15 protein-coding genes are annotated in these 19,088 nt (G+C 46.8%); all 15 read right to left on the bottom strand.

Going from position 1 to position 19,088, the window contains the following annotated elements:
- The 15 genes from ileS to ftsL all read right to left on the bottom strand — a co-directional run bounded on the left by ileS (position 1) and on the right by ftsL (position 19,088).
- Positions 1 to 2,781, bottom strand: coding sequence for an isoleucine--tRNA ligase (gene ileS, locus WF803_RS07170; RefSeq protein ID WP_489610822.1), 2,781 nt, complete (start codon positions 2,779 to 2,781; stop codon positions 1 to 3).
- Positions 2,782 to 3,379: 598 nt separating this feature from the next.
- A complete protein-coding gene (locus WF803_RS07165) occupies positions 3,380 to 4,810 on the bottom strand; it encodes an ISLre2 family transposase (protein ID WP_489610821.1) in 1,431 nt (476 codons plus the stop codon).
- A 61-nt stretch (positions 4,811 to 4,871) separates the two neighbouring features.
- A complete protein-coding gene (locus WF803_RS07160; protein WP_489610820.1) occupies positions 4,872 to 5,594 on the bottom strand; it encodes a DivIVA domain-containing protein in 723 nt (240 codons plus the stop codon).
- A gap of 11 nt (positions 5,595 to 5,605) precedes the next feature.
- Complete coding sequence (locus tag WF803_RS07155; RefSeq protein ID WP_489610819.1) at positions 5,606 to 6,388, bottom strand: YlmH family RNA-binding protein; 783 nt, start codon at positions 6,386 to 6,388, stop codon at positions 5,606 to 5,608.
- Positions 6,389 to 6,396: 8 nt separating this feature from the next.
- The gene (locus WF803_RS07150) at positions 6,397 to 6,651 is read right to left on the bottom strand and encodes a YggT family protein (protein ID WP_489610818.1); all 255 of its coding nucleotides are present in this window, start codon (positions 6,649 to 6,651) and stop codon (positions 6,397 to 6,399) included.
- Positions 6,651 to 7,361: a YggS family pyridoxal phosphate-dependent enzyme gene (locus WF803_RS07145; RefSeq protein ID WP_489610817.1), complete on the bottom strand. Its 711-nt coding sequence runs from the start codon at positions 7,359 to 7,361 to the stop codon at positions 6,651 to 6,653. The genes WF803_RS07150 and WF803_RS07145 overlap by 1 nt, the downstream gene beginning before the upstream one ends.
- Before the next feature lie 3 nt (positions 7,362 to 7,364).
- The gene (gene ftsZ, locus WF803_RS07140; protein ID WP_489610816.1) at positions 7,365 to 8,603 is read right to left on the bottom strand and encodes a cell division protein FtsZ; all 1,239 of its coding nucleotides are present in this window, start codon (positions 8,601 to 8,603) and stop codon (positions 7,365 to 7,367) included.
- A gap of 30 nt (positions 8,604 to 8,633) precedes the next feature.
- Entirely contained in the window at positions 8,634 to 10,022 is a 1,389-nt protein-coding gene (ftsA, locus tag WF803_RS07135; RefSeq protein WP_489610815.1) for a cell division protein FtsA, read from the bottom strand.
- Between the two features lie 442 nt (positions 10,023 to 10,464).
- On the bottom strand, positions 10,465 to 11,895 hold the full coding sequence (locus WF803_RS07130; protein WP_489610814.1) for an ISLre2 family transposase: 1,431 nt from the start codon (positions 11,893 to 11,895) through the stop codon (positions 10,465 to 10,467).
- 97 nt (positions 11,896 to 11,992) lie between these two features.
- Positions 11,993 to 13,072 (bottom strand): cell division protein FtsQ/DivIB, encoded by a 1,080-nt coding sequence (locus WF803_RS07125; RefSeq protein WP_489610813.1) that lies wholly within the window; start codon positions 13,070 to 13,072, stop codon positions 11,993 to 11,995.
- A 12-nt stretch (positions 13,073 to 13,084) separates the two neighbouring features.
- Entirely contained in the window at positions 13,085 to 14,182 is a 1,098-nt protein-coding gene (gene murG, locus WF803_RS07120) for an undecaprenyldiphospho-muramoylpentapeptide beta-N-acetylglucosaminyltransferase (RefSeq protein WP_489610812.1), read from the bottom strand.
- Positions 14,182 to 15,573 (bottom strand): UDP-N-acetylmuramoyl-L-alanine--D-glutamate ligase, encoded by a 1,392-nt coding sequence (gene murD, locus WF803_RS07115; RefSeq protein WP_489610811.1) that lies wholly within the window; start codon positions 15,571 to 15,573, stop codon positions 14,182 to 14,184. The genes murG and murD overlap by 1 nt, the downstream gene beginning before the upstream one ends.
- Before the next feature lie 10 nt (positions 15,574 to 15,583).
- Positions 15,584 to 16,531: a phospho-N-acetylmuramoyl-pentapeptide-transferase gene (gene mraY, locus WF803_RS07110; RefSeq protein WP_489610810.1), complete on the bottom strand. Its 948-nt coding sequence runs from the start codon at positions 16,529 to 16,531 to the stop codon at positions 15,584 to 15,586.
- A gap of 35 nt (positions 16,532 to 16,566) precedes the next feature.
- Positions 16,567 to 18,702 carry a penicillin-binding protein gene (locus WF803_RS07105; RefSeq protein WP_489610809.1) on the bottom strand — a complete coding sequence of 712 codons (2,136 nt, stop codon included), beginning with the start codon at positions 18,700 to 18,702 and terminating at the stop codon, positions 16,567 to 16,569.
- Positions 18,699 to 19,088, bottom strand: coding sequence for a cell division protein FtsL (gene ftsL, locus WF803_RS07100; protein WP_489610808.1), 390 nt, complete (start codon positions 19,086 to 19,088; stop codon positions 18,699 to 18,701). Before ftsL ends, WF803_RS07105 begins: the two co-directional genes overlap by 4 nt.

Below are 19,088 nucleotides of genomic sequence, written 5' to 3'. Positions count from 1 at the left end.
TTACTCTTCTCCTTCAAGGGCTTCTGGGAAGTGGTTCAACACGATATCAGCACAGCGTTGGCAAAGTGTGGGAGCTTCAGGAATGGTCCCTACCGACTCATAAACTCCCCAGCAGCGCGAGCAAGTTTCACCATCAGCCGGCTCAACCTTTAAGGCATAAGCGTCATGCTGAATAGCTTCTTTGGGCGCAGCATCCAGGTCTTTAATTTCAACCTTTGAAACCATCAGATAAGTCCGCAAGTTGGGACCCACTTGGGCTAATTTTTCCTTAACCTTATCGTTAGCATAAATGAGCACTTTGGCTTGTAGGGACTTGCCGATCACTTTATCCTTCCGTGCCCCTTCTAAAGCTTTGTTAACTTCATCTCTAAAGGCCAAGAAGTCTGTCCAGAAGGCACGCAATTCCTCAGCTTGAGGGCGCTCTGTGACTTCAGGGAAGTAAGCCAATTGCGCAAAGTCTTCAGGTTCAGCCAAAAAGCTCCAAATTTCTTCAGTCGTATGGGGGATGATCGGGGTTAAGAGTAGCGTCAAAGCCTTAACCACCTCATACATGACAGTTTGCATGTTTCTGCGGGCCGGACTATCAGCAAGTTCAATATAAGTGACGTCCTTGGAGTAATCCAGGTAGAAGCTAGACATTTCCTGGGTCACAAAGTTAATAATCCGCTTGTAAACGGTCATGAAATCATAGCGATCATAGGCAGCTTTGACATCGGTAATTAAATCATCCAAAGCCACCAGCATAAACCGATCAATGCTGCCTAAGTCCTCAAAAGCCACCCCATTTTCAGCGGGTTTAAAGTCATTAAGGTTGCCCAGCATAAAACGAATCGTATTCCGAATCTTCCGGTAAGCTTCAGCCACTTGGCCAAGAATATCATCAGAAATCCGCACATCATAGTAAGTATCTACGGAAGCTACCCAAAGTCTTAGGATATCAGCTCCTCTTTGCTGGCAAACATCGTTAGGAGATACGGTATTGCCAATCGACTTACTCATTTTTCGCCCTTCGCCATCATTGACAAAGCCTTGGGAGAGAACCGCCCGGTAAGGAGGTTCAGCATTCACGGCCATGGATGTCAGTAAGCTAGAGTTGAACCAGCCCCGGTATTGGTCAGAGCCTTCCAAGTAGAGATCGGCAGGGAAATGCAATTCCTCCCGCACGCCTAAAACACCAGCATGAGACGAGCCCGAGTCAAACCAAACATCCATGATGTCCATTTCCTTAGTGAATTCCCCATGGGGCGAGCCCTCATGGCTAAAGCCTCTGGGCAGCAATTTATCCGCCGGCCAATCAAACCAAATATTTGAGCCATGTTCACCAATCAAGCTGGCCACATGTTGGATAACAGCAGGATCGAGAATCGCTTCGCCATTTTCCGCATAGAAAATAGGCAAGGGCACGCCCCAAACGCGCTGCCTGGAGATGACCCAGTCGCCCCGCTCCTTAATCATATTATAAATGCGGGTTTGTCCAGACGGATGCCACCATTTAATATCCTTCATAATACGATCGAGGGTGGCTTCCTTAATTGGTTCCACCGAGCAGAACCATTGCGGGGTGGCCCGGTAGATCACCGGTTTTTTCGTCCGCCAATCGTGGGGATAGCTGTGCGTCAATTCACCTAAGTGCAAGAGACTGCCCACTTCTTCCAGTTTTTTAATGACAGCTTTATTGCCTTTTAAGTAAAACATGCCTGCAAAGCCAGGGGCTTCTTCGGTGAAATGACCCCGGGCATCAATTGGCGAGAGAATATCTAAGCCATTCGCTTTTCCGATCAGGTAGTCGTCTTCCCCATGGCCAGGCGCCGTGTGGACAATTCCCGAACCTGAGTCAGCCGTGACATGTTCACCGAGAAGAAGTGGCGATTCCCGGTCGTAGAAGGGATGCCAGGCCACTAAGCCAGCCAACTCCCGGCCTACAAAGGTGTCCTTCACTAAAACATCCGACCAGCCTAAGGCTTCGCTAACCTGGTCAAGCAGGCTACTGGCCAAGAGAAAGAGGCGGCCATCCACAGCTACCAGGCTATATTCCATGTCAGGATGCACACAAAGCGCCAAATTCGCAGGAATGGTCCAAGGCGTTGTGGTCCAAACGACAAATTCCGTTTCTTTTGGCAAGAGACCCTGGCCATCCTTCAACTTGAAGGCTAAGTAAAGGCTGGGCGAGGCAATATCCTTATATTCGATTTCAGCTTCGGCCAGCGTTGATTCGCTCGAGGGTGACCAAAAGACCGGTTTATAACCTTTGTAGATTAAGCCTCCTTCGACCATGCGACCAAAAAGGCGTAATTGCGCTTCCTCATACTCCGGAGCAAAGGTTACGTAAGGGTTTTCCCAGTCCCCTTGAATGCCTAAACGCTTGAAGTCTTCTCTTTGGCTTTCAATTTGCTCCCAAGCATATTGCTCGCAAACTTTCCGAAATTCAGCTATGCTCATCGTCTTCCGATCCACACCAGAATTCGTCACAGCCTGTTCAATCGGTAGACCATGGGTATCCCAGCCAGGCACAAAAGGCGCTTGGTACCCGGTCATCATTTTCTGCCGATTAATAATATCCTTACTAATTTTGTTCATGGCATGGCCGATATGAATATTGCCATTGGCATAGGGCGGGCCATCATGCAAAATAAATTGCTCATGCCCTTCATTTTGCTTCAATTGACGTTCGTACAATTTTTCCTCTTCCCAAAGCCTCTGCCTCTCGCCTTCTTTATTCGGCAAGTTACCGCGCATGGGAAATTTAGTTTTTCCCAAATTTAAGGTTTCTTTCATTTTCATGTTCGTCACCTTCCTCATTATTTTGACAGCCAAGGTTTGCTTCCATTAAAAAAAGCCCATCCAAAAGGGACGAGCTCTCCGTGGTACCACCCAAATTTATCTACCGCAGTAAATCTTTAAAATGATAACGGCATTACCGGCAATACCTACTGGCCTTCAATATTGCAAGCGCATGGGGGATCATATCCCTATTCTAAAGAACTGGCTTCCACCCTCCCAGTCTCGCTAGCTTCTCCTAAAGATACGTTGTCCCATGGTATATAGCATTATATTACACTGCCCCTAGTCAAATAGCAAGCCTCGCCTACTCTTTGTTAGTGTCAAGCAATGCTCGGTCAATCATAAAGAACTCTATCTCGTATCTAATTATTCAAAAGTCACTTCGTTTTTGTGCTAAAGGACGCTGCGTTGAAAAGCAGTGGCACCGGCTTACGCTTCATAGAAGCTTACGCCTGACCGTCCTATTCTGGCTCTATGTCGTTGGATAGGCCTCGCTACGCTCACCCTATCGGCACTCCGAGAGCCAGATATACGGACGGCCTGCTAACACTGCTAACGCAGGTCTTTAGCACGCACTCCGTGTCTTTTGGCGAAGCAGCTAACAAAATGTATGGTATAATTTCCCGACCATACTGCTTGACACTTCACTTGGAATCGTGCCCTGATGGGCACCACAAGAACTTTGTTGCGGCCTGTGACATAGTATTGCCCTAACAATCCCTGGATATTCGGGTATAAATGGGCTTGTATTAGCTTCAATATCTGATCGAACAGCTTCTTCAAAACAATGATTAGATTGAGCGGTGATAATGGCAGCCATTGCTGCTGCGCCTTGACGGGTCCAATTTCGTCCTTGCTTTTTCATGCGATAAGTATAAAGCCGATGGCCTGCTTCACAAACGCCACCGGAAAAATGGTTTGGTAAGCCTCGCTGCTCTGCTGGTTTAATGAGTAACCAATTCCTTTGAAGATAAGCTCTTAGAGCTTCAATTTCAGCCAAAAACTCCTGATGATGGTGCCAGCGACTTTCACAGGTCTCCAAAGTAACTTGAACTCCTTCGAAATCATAAGCCTTCACTTTTTTAATGACCAATTGACGTATTTTATGATCAAAAAATAGGCGCGTTCTGATTTTTTGAATGACATGAAATTTATCGCAGAAATGTTCATGCCGAAGGCATACCCCAATCATCTCGTTAAAATCTTCCTCCGTATAACCACTGCCACCATCCGAATTAGAAATCACAATCGTTTGATGTAAATCATAGTAGGATTTAAGAAATCGGCTAACTTTTTCTCGAAGGGCTGCACTAGATTGAACAGAAGAAAAATAATGAGCTTGAATAAGTTGATGCCGCGAAGTGGATCGATCGACGCCTTCATAGAGGGTCACACGGTGTAGTTGAAGATGTTTTGTCCTTTTCCCTTTTTTCTTCTTCTTAGTGATCAGCACACCATCCCCTTCAATGTACAGAAAAGGAACGGATCGTTTTTGAGAGTAAGCCAGTTCCTTCTCTTCTGCTTTTTTATTCTCAAAGCTTAAAATTTTTTGCCCAATTTCTTGAACAATATGATGTGCGGTCTGATGCGAAATACTAAAAGGCATTAAAGCATTGAAGGCTTCTGCAGTCGCACGAAAAGTTTGCTTCGTACAAAGCTGGGCAATTTTTTCTTTGACCTGAGAAGAAAGATGACTTCTTGCTTCTAGTCCTAAACACAAATCTAGGGGAAGAAAGCTAGAGTGACCTTCTTTTTTCATCCGACAGCGTCTAAAAGTGACGGCACCAAACATAAAACATAGTGTGCGTGGTTCATAGCGAGCAATTTTCCAGCCTTCGGCTTGGTATCTTTGAATTAATTGCTGATCAAGTTGAGTGAAAACCGCTGCAAGACATTCACAGCAAAAATTGCTTAATATCGGATAAACAATATCTTCAAAGTCACCTAAAGATGAGCAATTTTCCGTCTTTTTTAGAATATCTGTGATAATATCATTCATGAGGACATCTTCTTTCTTTTTTTTGATCAACTTAAAGATAGATGTCCTTTTTTTATTTTTCAAGTCTTACCGAGCATAATTTTACACTAAGCTACTCTTTTCCTTTATTTGTAGCTTCAGCTTCCTCGTTTTCTGCAGGTTTTAAATCGGCAGGATCCAGGGCAGGAACATCATTATTTTGACTGCTGGCTTGCATTTTAGCTTCTGCTTGGGCAAAAAATTCTTCTTTTTTACGCTTTTCTTCCGCCTTTTTATTCTTTAAATCAAATATTTCTTCAGCCCGGTCATTGCGCACCGGCAGGTCTAATTCATCGATCACCCGCTCTAATTCTGGGGTCTGGACACTGGCTTTCGGGGCCCTGGAGAAGAGCCGGGCCCAGCGTTCTTCTTCCAAGCCCGCTTTTAAGCCATCCACACTCTGCAGCAGTTGCTGGTGGAAGTTTTCACCAACTTCACTCAATTGCGCCATTTCGGTCCGCACCGCCACCGCTCGTTCACCAGCATCCGCCAAGATCTGCTTGGCTTCATCCTCAGCTCGCTCAATAATTTGTGCAGCTTCATCGAGGGCATCCGCCTTCAATTGGTCAGCCGCCTCTTGCGCCACCACAATGGAGCGATTGAGGGCTGATTCCTTCCCCACAAATTCATCCAGCTTAGCATTTTTATCATAAAGTTCTTGTTGCATATACTGATTGGAAGTTTCCAAGTGGTCGACTGTCTGAGCTACTTCTTTGACGAAGCGTTCAACTTCTTCCTTATCGTAGCCGGACAAGCGACTCTTAAATTTGGTGGCGCGAATATCCGCTAAGCGCATGTCGTCCTCCTTTAACGTCTAATTTGACGTTTGACTGCTATAATATAACGATCTTTTCGTGTTCTACCCTGCTCTTCTCCTAGGCTCAAACGCCCGTGGCCCCGAAAGCTTAATAAGTCACCCACCGCTAAAGGATAGGCTGGATTGCTTATTTCTGCCCAATTGACCTTAACTAAACCGGCTTGGATGGCCTTTTTAGCTTTTTGCCTGGACAGGTGAAAGCCCTCGGCCAAAACAGCATCCAAACGCCAGGAGGAAAGCAATATTGTCCCCCATTCTCCCGAAGCAGTGGGCGGATTGATCTCTGCCCTGGGCACGCCTTCTAGTTTAATGCCAATCCGGCCGACTTGCTGAAATTCCTGCTTCAGAAAAGGAGCGAGTTCGGCTTCGGTTGCAAATTGAACATCCCCATCGAAAATAACGATATCCCCAAAGCAAGAACGCGCCAAGCCTAGACCCATCAGCGCACCGAGCACTTCTGGGTGGGTCAACGTCTTAAATTGCTGGGGGTAGCGAATGCGAAAGACTTGCACCTGAAAGTTTAAGTCTGCCGGCTCTCGGTAAGGGGGATAAAAAGCGACCCGCTGCTGTTCGGCAGCGGTAAAGCCACCAAAGCTTGCTAACTTAACGTCCCCATACTGGCCAATAATTTGTTTGGCAATCTGTTGCTCGCGTGGATTTAAAAAAGGCGTCAAAGTTTCCACGTACACATCTTCCACATGGCGCTGCCAATCCAAAACACGGTCAACAAAAGCATGCTCGTTCTTTCTGTAATGCTGGTAAATATCTGACATAAAATCGCCTAAGGCAGCAAGACCATTAAGCCGCGCTGGGCTAATTGCAAGACAAAAATACCGGCAATTACGCTAAAACTAATCCCACCCACAGAAGGGAGAATGCGATCAAAAATCTCTAAATAGGGTTCGGCCAAGCGACTTACCCAACGACCTAATTGCGATTCCCGCGCATTGGGAAACCAGGACATGAGCGCATAGACAATAAGAATTAAATTATAAACTTGCACGGCATAGCCGATCAGTAGTTTTAAACCCGTCATTATTTCCTTTCTTCCTTACTACCAGCCGTCTTCGGCTCGGCAAACAAACGCCGACCCAAGCGTACAAAGCTAGCGCCACAATGAACCGCTGTGAGATAGTCTTCACTCATCCCCATACTTAATTCCGTACATGGGGCATGGCGGAGGTTTTTTTCTGCAATTTGCGTCCGCAAAGCACTCAGCTGCGTGAAAATTTCTGTGCATTCTTCCTCACTCGCCCCGTGCGGTGCCATGGTCATCAAACCCACCACCTTAATACGCGGGTAAGCGGCCAGCTGGTCGATAAAGTCCGCCACTCGAGCGGGCGCTAAGCCAGATTTGGAGGCTTCCCCTGAAATATTAACTTGGACAAAACAAGCCACCGTGTGGTTAGCCCGCTTATTAATCTCCTTGGCTATTTTTTGCCGGCTTAGGGCATGGTAGTATGTAATATCATTAATAACCTCTTTTACTTTCCGCGATTGCAAGGGGCCGATCAAATGCCAAATCACATCATCCGGCATGGCTGCTTTTTTCTTCTCGAGCCCTTGAACATAATTTTCCGCAAAGTGGCGCTGGCCAGCCTCATACAAGGCCATGGCTTCACTCACCTCATGGTACTTGGAAACACAAATCAGCGTGACCTTAGAAGAAGACCGCGCTGACTGTTTTTGTGCTTCTTCAATCGCCCCTTGCACTTGGCGCAGGGAGTTTGAAGCTAATTTTGCCATGTTTTACCGACGACGCTTTCTGAAGAAAGGCGGAGTATCTAATTCATCATCATTATTATGCTTGTAGCTCCGGTCTTCATAATTCGTCTCGTTGGCTCCCGAAGGCCCTTGGCCCGCTGACCAATCTTCATAAGGATCAGTTTCTACTGGGCGGCTAGGCCGTTGTTCAACTTGCTTGCTTTCAAATTGCTCGGGACGATTGGTGTACGTCTTGCTTTCTTCAGGAGCCTTGTTAAAGGCCGAAGGACGATTGGCTTTCCGTTTTTCACGACGACGTTCTTCGTCAATCCCCGTAGCAATAACAGTCACAATCACTTCGTCTTCCAGATCTTCATTAATAGTGGTCCCGAAAATAATATTCACTTCGGTCGAGGAAGCAGCAGCCACAATATCAGCCGCATCTTGCGCTTCGAAAAGGGTTAAATCCTCTCCACCGGCAATATTTAAGAGAATTTGCTCGGCCCCATCAATAGAGACTTCAAGTAAAGGCGAAGAGATAGCTTTCTTCGTGGCTTCCACGGTCCGGTCTTCTCCTTGGCCAGAGCCAATCCCCATCAAGGCCGTCCCTTGGTCTTGCATGACCGTTCGCACATCAGCAAAGTCCAAGTTCACAAAACCTGGGGAAGTGATCAAGTCGGAGATCCCTTGCACCCCTTGGCGTAAGACATTGTCTGCTTCGCCAAAGGCTTCCCGCATCGGCGTCTTCTTGTCGACAATTTCTAGCAAGCGGTTGTTGGAAATGGTCACCAAAGTATCCACATGTTCCTTCAAGGCAGCAATCCCTTCCGCTGCTTGCCGGCCACGTTTTGGCCCTTCAAAGGTAAAGGGACGGGTAATGACACCCACCGTAAGGGCACCAAGTTCTTCCTTAGCAATTTGGGCGACAATCGGTGCTGCCCCCGTGCCTGTGCCCCCGCCCATACCAGCGGTCACGAAAATAAGGTCAGCCCCTTCCAAAGCTTCGCGAATTTGGTCTTCGCTCTCTTCAGCCGCCTTACGTCCGACTTCGGGTTGCGCACCAGCCCCTAGGCCGCGTGTGACTTTAGGCCCGAGATGGATCTTGGTATCAGCCGTTGAGTGTTCCAAGGCTTGGGTGTCTGTATTAGCAACAATAAATTGGACACCGGAGACTCCTTCGCGAATCATCCGGTTAACCGCGTTATTCCCACCGCCACCAACACCAATGACCTTAATGTTTGCGCCGTGGATGTAGTCATCTTGCTTGTCAAAATTCAAATCCATGATTTTCCTCCCTGAAATAATCTTTTGAAACTAATTAAAGATGTCCTTGAAAAAATTACTGATGCGTTCAGAGAAGGAGCCTTGCCCTCTCGAATCATCTTTTGCCTGCTGATCTTTTTTGGGTTGGGTTGTTTTTGCCGTTGGTTTAACGGTGGTCGTCTGAGCCGTTTTTGCCTCCGTTGTTTTTTCGACTTGGGGCTCAGGACGCGTCACCGGACGACGGTAGGCACTCTCATCATACCGCTCGCGACTGGAATTGTCATAAGCATTTCCCTTAGTGATGCGGTAAACATCTTCCAGTTCATGAGTATACTGAATCAAGCCAATCGCCGTGGTGAAGATAGGATTTCTCAAGCCCACGTAATCAGGCGTGTAGAAACGAACATCCGTATTAAATATTTCTTGGGCCAATTCTTCCATACGGGGTAAGGCCGCTGCCCCACCGGTGATGACCACACCACCCGGTAAAGCAAAAGCTTCGACTTGGTCCAAAGAACGCTTTAAGGTTTCTAGAATTTGGACACAGCGGGCTTCAATAATCTCAGAGAGATAGTGTTCATCGACGGGGACCGGTTCCTTTTTGCCAATGACATCGACCGGCACCATTTCCTCTTCGCTGGTATTTTTTGAGCTGGCAAAGCCATATTCCAGTTTTAAGCGCTCAGCATTTTCCATGGTGGTATTTAAAACCGTGGAGATATCCTTCGTGACATATTCCCCACCTTCCAAATCTGTGGTGAAGAATTTTAATTCCTGTTCATGAATCACACTGGCACTCGATTGCCCACCCCCGAGGTCGAGGAGAATTGTCCCAAACTGCCGTTCTGATTTCGATAAGGCGGTCGCACCCATGGCTAGGGGGGCTACCACTAAGTCCGCAATATTTAAACCGGCTTCCATAACGCTCCGCTTAATATTGTGAATGATGGTTTTCGCCCCGGTGGCCATATTGGCATACAACTCCAAGCGTACCCCCAACATGTTTCTGGGATCATGAATATCTCCATAGCCGTCGATAATAAATTCTTCAGGCACAATCGAGATAATTTCTCGCTCTTGCGACACCGCTTTAATTTGTGCGGCTTTAAGCACTTGTTCAACATCATAATCCGTAATTTTACCATCTTCGCCAGATACAGCGACCACGCCGTAACAAGGGTCAATATGGACCTGATTGGCAGGCACACCGACAATCACATTGGAAATCTGGCAGTTGGATTTTCGCTCTGCTTGTTCAACCGCCCGCTTGATGGCCGTTACCGTTTTATCGATATCAACAATGACACCCCGGCTAACTCCTTCCGAGGGTTCATTTCCCACACCAATAATGTTCATTTTGTCGTTAACATATTCCGCAACAACAACTTTGATCGAAGTGGTTCCAATATCTAAGCTCGCATAGACTGTTGGTCGTCCCATATGCTTGAAACCTCCATTTTAATCCTATTTTATTTGCAAGATATCGCTTATATTCTATCATAAAAGGATGGATAACAAAAGGCATTCCTAACCTTCCTTAGACTTGCAAATTTATGGTATCAATAAATGACCCTAAGGCGCAACTGTAAGCTTTTTTGTTAGTGTCAAGCAATGCTCGGTCAATCATAAAGAACTCTATCTCGTATCTAATTATTCAAAAGTCACTTCGTTTTTGTGCTAAAGGACGCTGCGTTGAAAAGCAGTGGCACCGGCTTACGCTTCATAGAAGCTTACGCCTGACCGTCCTATTCTGGCTCTATGTCGTTGGATAGGCCTCGCTACGCTCACCCTATCAGCACTCCGAGAGCCAGATATACGGACGGCCTGCTAACACTGCTAACGCAGGTCTTTAGCACGCACTCCGTGTCTTTTGGCGAAGTAGCTAACAAAATGTATGGTATAATTTCCCGACCATACTGCTTGACACTTCACTTGGAATCGTGCCCTGATGGGCACCACAAGAACTTTGTTGCGGCCTGTGACTTAGTATTGCCCTAACAAGCCCTGGATATTCGGGTATAAATGGGCTTGTATTAGCTTCAATATCTGATCGAACAGCTTCTTCAAAACAATGATTAGATTGAGCGGTGATAATGGCAGCCATCGCTGCTGCGCCTTGACGGGTCCAATTTCGTCCTTGCTTTTTCATGCGATAAGTATAAAGCCGATGGCCTGCTTCACAAACGCCACCGGAAAAATGGTTCGGTAAGCCTCGCTGCTCTGCTGGTTTAATGAGTAACCAATTCCGTTGAAGATAAGCTCTTAGAGCTTCAATTTCAGCCAAAAACTCCTGATGATGGTGCCAGCGACTTTCACAGGTCTCCAAAGTAACTTGAACTCCTTCGAAATCATAAGCCTTCACTTTTTTAATGACCAATTGACGTATTTTATGATCAAAAAATAGGCGCGTTCTGATTTTTTGAATGACATGAAATTTATCGCAGAAATGTTCATGCCGAAGGCATACCCCAATCATCTCGTTAAAATCTTCCTCCGTATAACCACTGCCACCATCCGAATTAGAAATCACAATCGTTTGATGTAAATCATAGTAGGAGTTAAGAAATCGGCTAACTTTTTCTCGAAGGGCTGCACTAGATTGAACAGAAGAAAAATAATGAGCTTGAATAAGTTGATGCCGCGAAGTGGATCGATCGACGCCTTCATAGAGAGTCACACGGTGTAGTTGAAGATGTTTTGTCCTTTTCCCTTTTTTCTTCTTCTTAGTGATCAGCACACCATCCCCTTCAATGTACAGAAAAGGAACGGATCGTTTTTGAGAGTAAGCCAGTTCCTTCTCTTCTGCTTTTTTATTCTCAAAGCTTAAAATTTTTTGCCCAATTTCTTGAACAATATGATGTGCGGTCTGATGCGAAATACTAAAAGGCATTAAAGCATTGAAGGCTTCTGCAGTCGCACGAAAAGTTTGCTTCGTACAAAGCTGGGCAATTTTTTCTTTGACCTGAGAAGAAAGATGACTTCTTGCTTCTAGGCCTAAACACAAATCTAGGGGAAGAAAGCTAGAGTGACCTTCTTTTTTCATCCGACAGCGTCTAAAAGTGACGGCACCAAACATAAAACATAGTGTGCGTGGTTCATAGCGAGCAATTTTCCAGCCTTCGGCTTGGTATCTTTGAATTAATTGCTGATCAAGTTGAGTGAAAACCGCTGCAAGACATTCACAGCAAAAATTGCTTAATATCGGATAAACAATATCTTCAAAGTCACCTAAAGATGAGCAATTTTCCGTCTTTTTTAGAATATCTGTGATAATATCATTCATGAGGACATCTTCTTTCTTTTTTTTGATCAACTTAAAGATAGATGTCCTTTTTTTATTTTTCAAGTCTTACCGAGCATAATTTTACACTAAGCTTTTTTACTGGCCTCAGAAAATAAGAAAAACCCAGTTAGTCTGGGTTTTCAGGAGTCTCATTCTCTTTAGGTTGAAGCGTTTCGTCTCTGTCCGCTTCATCCTCTTCCTTTTCCTCCGGCTTGGCGGCCTTTTGGGGTTCTAAAGCTTCCCTTTCGACTTCAGGATCTTGACCCAAGGCTTTCTGCTCGGCTCGATAAGCCTCTTTTTCCTTGCGACTGGCAAAAGGATCGGTCAAAGGTGTTTTCTCAGTAAAGTAAATGCCTGCATCCATATCAATGATGCCTGTCTTGCCATCGAGATCTCGCACCACCGCCTCATAGTACTTCAAATTCTCGCCAATGTGACCTTGGAGGCCGGTCACAATATTACCATCCTTCATCCGACAAGCCAGCCGCTCGGGATAGTCTTGGCTTTCCACGTTTTCTACACTGGCGATTTGCCCTAGGAGACCTTGGGGCAGGCCTCGAAATTGTTGCACCATATCGAGTACTTCCTGGTCACTAAAGCCAATAAATAGAGGGCGATTATCGGGCTGATGAGGGGTGGAACGGTTTAGGATTTGCTGCTCTTCCATGACTGGGTAGAAAAAGTCTTCCTTTTTCACGTAGCCAATCACTTCTTGCTCTTGCACCGTAATCAAAAGGTCGTTGTGCTCATTTAACTTAAAGCTTACCGCCTTAATCTCGGGAAAGGTGTTTTGCAAGCGCCGGGCGGCGACATTTTCTAAACTTTTAGCATAATTTTTACTCATGCCCGGACGAACTTCCGCTACCTGCTTAATGGCCTTAGCGTCGATCACTTCCTGGCCCTTGACAGCGATCGTTTGCACCCGATTCCAAGAGGACAGGAAAAATAAAGCGACTAGGCCTAAGGCGATGAAGGGCAAACTGCATAAAATAAAGAAGGCCTTTCGTTTTGAGGACGAATTTCTTGGGGCGGTTGCTTTTTTCTTCAGCTTATGGGGCCACCAAGTTCTTTTTCTCGGCTTTTTTTTCTCGGCAGTTTTTTGCGGCTGCTCTAAGACTTCAGTTGCCTTAGGCTCCGGGTTAGAAGTGGGTTTATTTTTATTTTTTGCCTTTCTAGCATGCTGGCGTCGGGCTTTTTCCCAATCCATAACTTCCCTCCTCTAATCAATTAGCTGCCTGATTTCTTGGTAAATGCGATCGCCCGCATCGGGAACGCCTAAAGCCTGGCTGGCCTGGGCTAATTCCTGCCGGTAAGCATCATCCGTCATAATATAATCGATCCGCTCCAATAGGGCTTTGGCGGTTAAATCAGCTTCGATCAGCATTTCGGCGGCCCCATGGTTAACCAGACTTTGGGCATTTTTTTCCTGGTGATTGGCCGTCACATTGGGGCTAGGAATCAAAATACTGGGCGTGCCCAAAGCTTCAAGTTCCGTTAAAGTCGTCGCCCCACTCCGGCAAACCACTAAATCAACGGTTTTAAAGTGAGCGGGCATGTCTGGAATATAAGCCACCGCCCGAATATTGTCATACTCATCCAAGCCAGGATAGGCGATTTTAAATTCCTCAAAATAGCGATTGCCGGTGGCCAGTAAGACTTGATAGGGCTTGGTCGCAAAGTCAGGTAGCAGCTCTAACAGGGTTTCATTAATTTTTTGCGCCCCCCGACTGCCCCCAAAAATAAGAACTGTTTTTTTATCGGGATCAAAACCATAACGTGTCAAATCGACGGTCTCTTCTTCACGAGCGACTTCTTGGGCGCGGGGATTGCCGGTAAAAACTACTTTATTTTGGAAGCGGCCAAAACTAGCCTGGCTTTCTGGAAAGCAAACACAAATCCGGTCCACGAAGCGACTCAAAAACTGATTCGTCAAGCCCGCAATGGAATTTTGCTCGTGAATCACGGAGGGAATCCCTAAGCGACTGGCTGCATACAAAACAGGGCCACAAACATAGCCGCCCGTCCCTACGACGACATCCGGCTGAAAGTCTTTGAGAAGTTGCTGGGTACGTCGCACACTCTCCCACATGTAATAAGCGGTTTTGACATTATACCAGGACAGCGAGCGTTTAAGGCCTTGGATTCGAATGGTTTTAAAAGGTAGGCCAGCTTCAGGCACCAGCCGACTTTCCAAGCCTTTTTCCGTCCCAATATAGAGAAATTCGGCTTGGGGCTCCCGGGCTTGAATCACACGAGCTAGGGCAAGGGCTGGGTAGATATGGCCGCCCGTCCCCCCACCGGTTAAGACCACGCGCATTATTTTCCCTCCTCAGTTTGCCGCTTGACGGCGACCATGGCACTCATAAAATGCTCGCCACGCTCTTCAAAATTGAGGTATTGGTCCCAACTCGCACAAGCAGGTGAAAGTAGGATAATATCCCCCGGCTCACTCACAGCGTAAGCTAACGCGACAGCTTCGTCCATATCATCCGCTTTTTTAACATGTTGAATGCCCTCTTCTTCGGCTAGGGCCATAAATTGCGGGGCCTCTTCACCCATGGCAATGCAAGCTTTGACGTGTTTTAAGTAGGGAGCTAGGGGTCTAGGATCCGTGCCCCGGTCTTTACCACCACAAAGCCAAATCGTGGGAGCCTGGAAACTGCTTAAAGCCGTTTGGCAGGCCCGATTATTCGTGGCCTTGGAATCATTGTAGAATTGCCGGCCCAAAACTTCGCCCACAAACTGAATTCGATGCGGCACCCCATGGAAATTATGCATGCCTGTTCGGATGGCCTCTTTGGAAACCCCTAATAGCGAAGCGACGGCGACGGCCACCAGGGCATTAGCTAAATTGTGGTGGCCGGGCAAAAAGAGGTCATCCCGATGCACGACCGCTTCTTCCTGCCACATGAGTTCCTGTGTTTTAGCTTGAAACCAAGCGCCAGGAATATGTTCTTCCTGAATGGAAAAAGGAATGACCTGGGCATTTGTTTGTTCTCGGCGTGCCCATAAAACAGGATCATCTTGGTTTAGCAGGAGAAAATCTTTGGGGATTTGTTGGGCAGTAATTTTCCATTTAGCCGCCAAATAAGCCTCTTCAGTATGATGGAAATCCATATGCGTCGGTGTAAAGTTGGTAAGGGCGGCAATATGAGGGCGGAAACGCTCAGTCCCCAGCAGTTGGAAGCTCGAAAGCTCTAAAACAACAACATCGTCAGGGGCATTGCCGTCACAAACATCGAGGGCGGGGATACCAATATTCCCCCCTAATTTCACCTGGCCGGGTAAGTGTTCATCGGCAGCGAGAATTTCGGCAATAAGGGAAGTGGTGGTGGTTTTCCCATTGGAACCCGTCACGCCGACCAAGGTGCCGCGATTGATCCAACTGGCCAATTCAATATCCGTAAAGACGGGCAGGCCCTTAGCCTCGGCGGCTTGCACCAAGGGATTGTCATAGGGAATGCCTGGGTTTTTCACCATGAAAACAAAATCTTCATCCAACAGGTCCAAGGGATGAAAACCTGTAATAACACGTACCCCTTCTTCCACTAAGGCTTGGGCCCCTTTATTTTCTGCCATTGGCTTATAATCATTGACAGTCACTAAAGCCCCATGCTTTTGTAAATGCCGGGCAACACTCAGCCCGGTTTTAGCTAGGCCTAGGACTAATACTTTTTTATTTTTTAATTGTGCAAAACCCTCACACATGGTAAGCCTCCTAGATTAATAACAGCCCGAGCAAAGCAACTAGCGCTTGCACGCCCCAAAATGTTAGGACAACTCGCCATTCCGACCAACCAAGCATTTCGAAATGATGGTGAATTGGGCTCATTTTAAATATTCTTTTTCCTGTTGTTTGAAATACTGCTACTTGAATAATAACACTTAATGTTTCAACAATATAGAGGAAACCAAATAAAAGTAGAGACCAGGGTCGCTGTAGAAGAATTGAAACGAAGGCCAGGGCAGCGCCAATGGCTAAGGAACCAACATCACCCATGAAAATTTTAGCCGGCTTCACATTAAAGAGTAAGAAACCGAGTAAGCTAGCCAGCATGCCAGCACAAAAAATAGCGACCCCCAGCTGTCCTTGCTTTAGGGCCAAGAGAAAGTAAGCAAAAAAACTGATACTGCCTAAACCTGTGGCCAAGCCATCCAAGCCGTCGGTCAGGTTGTAAGCGTTGGAGAAGCCCACTAGCCAAACGACATTAAATAAGAAAAGAAGTAAGGGTTGGGTGAAGGTCCACTGGCTAAAAAATGGTAGAGATGTCGGTACGCACAAGACCACTAAGAGGAGGGACATTAAGGCAGCAGCCAAAATTTGCAAAAGAAACTTTTGCTTTGAAGTCAGCCCTTCATTTTGCTTCTTAAAAATTTTAATAAAGTCATCACTAAAACCAATTCCTGCAAAGAGTAAGAGGACGAGCATTAAGAGCCAGGCTTCACCCCACCAGCTCCGTTTCATGATGCTGGTTAACAATAAACTTAAAAAGGAAACAGCCACCATGACCGCCCCACCCATCGTAGGAGTACCGGCCTTTTGCTCATGCCAGGCTGGCCCCTCCCCGCGAATGGCTTGGCCAAACTGCTGGCTGTGCATGTAACGGATGAAAATCGGGAGGGTCAGTGTCGTAATGACATAACATAAGATGGCATGAATAAACATGGCTATTTCCTTTCATATCTTGATGCTTTTTTAGATTAAGGTTGCTGTAACTGTAAAACCAAATGGCTATCTTTATTGAGCTTTTGGCCGGGAGCAAGACTTTGGCCAACCACGAGGCCTTCCCCATCAATTTTTAGGTCTACCCCCAACAGACGTCCTAAGTCCTCAGCCTCCGCCCGGTTCAGGCCTGTGAAATCAGGCACTTGCAGGCCGCCCTCTGTTTTTAAATAGACCGTGCCTTGTGGAGAAATTTCAGCGGCCTTTTTAGGCCACTGGGCTTGTACTTGGCCACCCGATCCAAGAACAACCACATTAGTAAGCCCCGTCTTTGCCAGGTATTGCTGGGCATAGCCGACATTATTCCCGACCATATCCGGCATGGCTTTTGGCTCTTGGGCTTGCTCGTCTTCGCTATAAGCTAAGGCGCGTCTCAGCAAAGGAATGAAAACTTCCGCCAGCATTTGATGGGGGCCAACCCCTGCGGGTGCTTCTTTAGGTTTTTCCATGGTTAAGTATAGCACATAACGCGGCGCGTCTGCCGGCGCAAAGCCAACCACGGAGTATTGGTAATTCAAGCCCCCGTGCAAGTAGGAATTCGTTTTCGGATCAAAAATTTCTGCGGTTCCTGTTTTCACCGCCAGCTCTTGGCCATCTATCGCATACATGGTCCCCGTCCCGTGCTCGTCTTCCACCACACGTCGGAGGTAGGCCCTCGTTTTAGCAGCCGTTTCTGGGGAAATGACGCGGCCACGCTCTTCGTGCGGACGCTCGACCACTTCCTTATCCTTATTTTCATAACGGTCAATCAAACGTAAGGCATGCACCACCCCCTGGTCCCCCACCGCGGTAAAGGCCTGCATCATTTGCCAAGGCGAGACCCGCAAGCCTTGCCCAAAGCCGGTGCTAACTTTATCCAATTCATAGTCATAGCTCAGGGAGCCAGCTGTTTCATTTCCTAGGCCAGCTTGTGGTTTTTGGAAGAGACCAAAATTAATCATGTATTCCTTCCATTTATCATAGCCAATTTTACCAACCAGCTGGACAAAAAGCACATTACTGGAACGCGCCACGCCATCTAACTCGCTGATCGTCCCCCAGCCCACGCGGTTATAGTCTCTAATTACGCCGCCACCAATAGAGATGGCTCCGGATTGGTACAGGTTATTGGGATCAAAAACGCCTTCTTCAATCGCCGCTGCTAGGGTTAAAACTTTCATGGTCGAACCCGGTTCATAGGAATCTTCCACCAGCAGATTTTTCCACATGGCGTCCAGGCCCTCCCGCGTTTGCGGGTTGAAGGTTGGCCGCTGGCTAGCGGCTACAATATCTCCAGTCCTAGGATCCACGAGCATGGCCGTCATATTTTCCGGTTCATACGCCTCACAAGTTTGCGTTAGTAAGTTTTCCATATAGGCTTGCAATTTGCTATTTAACGTCAAATAAAGAGCCCGCCCATCTTTGGCTGATGTGCTGGCTTCCCCTTCTTTTTGGTCTTTATCTGCTAAATGTTTTTCAGCTTTAAAGCCATTTTGACCGGCTAAAAGCTCATCCTGACTCTTCTCTAGGCCTAATTGCCCCACCAAGCGACTGTCCAAGGGCTCATTGGCGGTTTGATATTGGGCATAGCCGAGTAAATGCGAAGCAAAGACCCCATTGGGATACGTCCGCCCCGGCTGTTTTTGGAATTGAATGCCAGGGAGTTTCAAGTCTTTAATAGCTTGCATCTCGGCATAAGTCAAAGCTGCCCCAGCATTTCCAAATTCGACTTGATTCACATGAGGCGTTTTTAAGATTTCTAAAATTTTCTTTTCCTTAAGGGGCAGATGCTTGGCCAATTGCTTAGCCACTTGCTTACGATTCGAGTCATTGACGTAGTCATTCTTATCGCTCGCCCAGCGATTTGTTAAAACAGCATAAAGGGAATAAGAGTTGGCATCGAGGGCCAAAGCTTTACCGTCTTGATCGTAGATAGCCCCGCGTTTGGCATTTAAAATACTAGAGCTTTGGTAGAAGGCCTGCGTATTATTAGCTAAATGCACGCCATCCGCTTGCCCCAGCAACATGACCTGGCCCAGACGCAGGAGGAAAACGATAAAAATACCTAAAGTTAAATATAAGAGCCAATGAAAGACGCGCTGACGATTTTGCCGAGCTTCCTGACTCCTTCTCATGATTCCACGTTCCTTAAATTATCTTCGTCTAATTTTAAGCCTTTTTCCTTAGCAATAGCATTGATACGTTCATACTGGCTCAATTCATTGACTTCTTGCTCTTTATTGCTGCGATCAGTCTTCAATTGGCTCACTTCTGCTTCTAAGTGGCTCAGTTCCTGGCTTTTGGCCAGATGATCCGCGCGAATGTACGTCAACCCCCCTAAGAGGGCTAAAATAATTAAGCTCGCCAGCATTAACGGGGCAAAACGTAAATAACGTTTCAAAGTTTGCCCAGTCACTTTGGGCTTGGGTAAGACGTGTAGGGGGAATTGGGTTTCTGTCGGGAAAGGTACTGCTTTTTCCTCAGCAGCACTGTGGTAAGTTTGATGCGTCGGCTTCGTCAT

This window comes from Aerococcus sp. BD502, from assembly GCF_057919555.1.
The sequence above is the reverse complement of the archived record's forward strand: the minus strand, read 5'-3'. Positions and strand labels throughout refer to the sequence as shown.

Coding starts and splice junctions, on each gene's coding strand:
- WF803_RS07125 (WP_489610813.1), bottom strand. CDS start 13,072: ATGGATTGGGAAAAAGCCCGACGCCAGCATGCTAGAAAGGCAAAAAAT.
- WF803_RS07155 (WP_489610819.1), bottom strand. CDS start 6,388: ATGTCAGATATTTACCAGCATTACAGAAAGAACGAGCATGCTTTTGTT.
- ftsL (WP_489610808.1), bottom strand. CDS start 19,088: ATGACGAAGCCGACGCATCAAACTTACCACAGTGCTGCTGAGGAAAAA.
- murG (WP_489610812.1), bottom strand. CDS start 14,182: ATGCGCGTGGTCTTAACCGGTGGGGGGACGGGCGGCCATATCTACCCA.
- murD (WP_489610811.1), bottom strand. CDS start 15,573: ATGTGTGAGGGTTTTGCACAATTAAAAAATAAAAAAGTATTAGTCCTA.
- ftsA (WP_489610815.1), bottom strand. CDS start 10,022: ATGGGACGACCAACAGTCTATGCGAGCTTAGATATTGGAACCACTTCG.
- WF803_RS07160 (WP_489610820.1), bottom strand. CDS start 5,594: ATGCGCTTAGCGGATATTCGCGCCACCAAATTTAAGAGTCGCTTGTCC.
- ileS (WP_489610822.1), bottom strand. CDS start 2,781: ATGAAAATGAAAGAAACCTTAAATTTGGGAAAAACTAAATTTCCCATG.
- ftsZ (WP_489610816.1), bottom strand. CDS start 8,603: ATGGATTTGAATTTTGACAAGCAAGATGACTACATCCACGGCGCAAAC.
- mraY (WP_489610810.1), bottom strand. CDS start 16,531: ATGTTTATTCATGCCATCTTATGTTATGTCATTACGACACTGACCCTC.
- WF803_RS07150 (WP_489610818.1), bottom strand. CDS start 6,651: ATGACGGGTTTAAAACTACTGATCGGCTATGCCGTGCAAGTTTATAAT.
- WF803_RS07105 (WP_489610809.1), bottom strand. CDS start 18,702: ATGAGAAGGAGTCAGGAAGCTCGGCAAAATCGTCAGCGCGTCTTTCAT.
- WF803_RS07145 (WP_489610817.1), bottom strand. CDS start 7,361: ATGGCAAAATTAGCTTCAAACTCCCTGCGCCAAGTGCAAGGGGCGATT.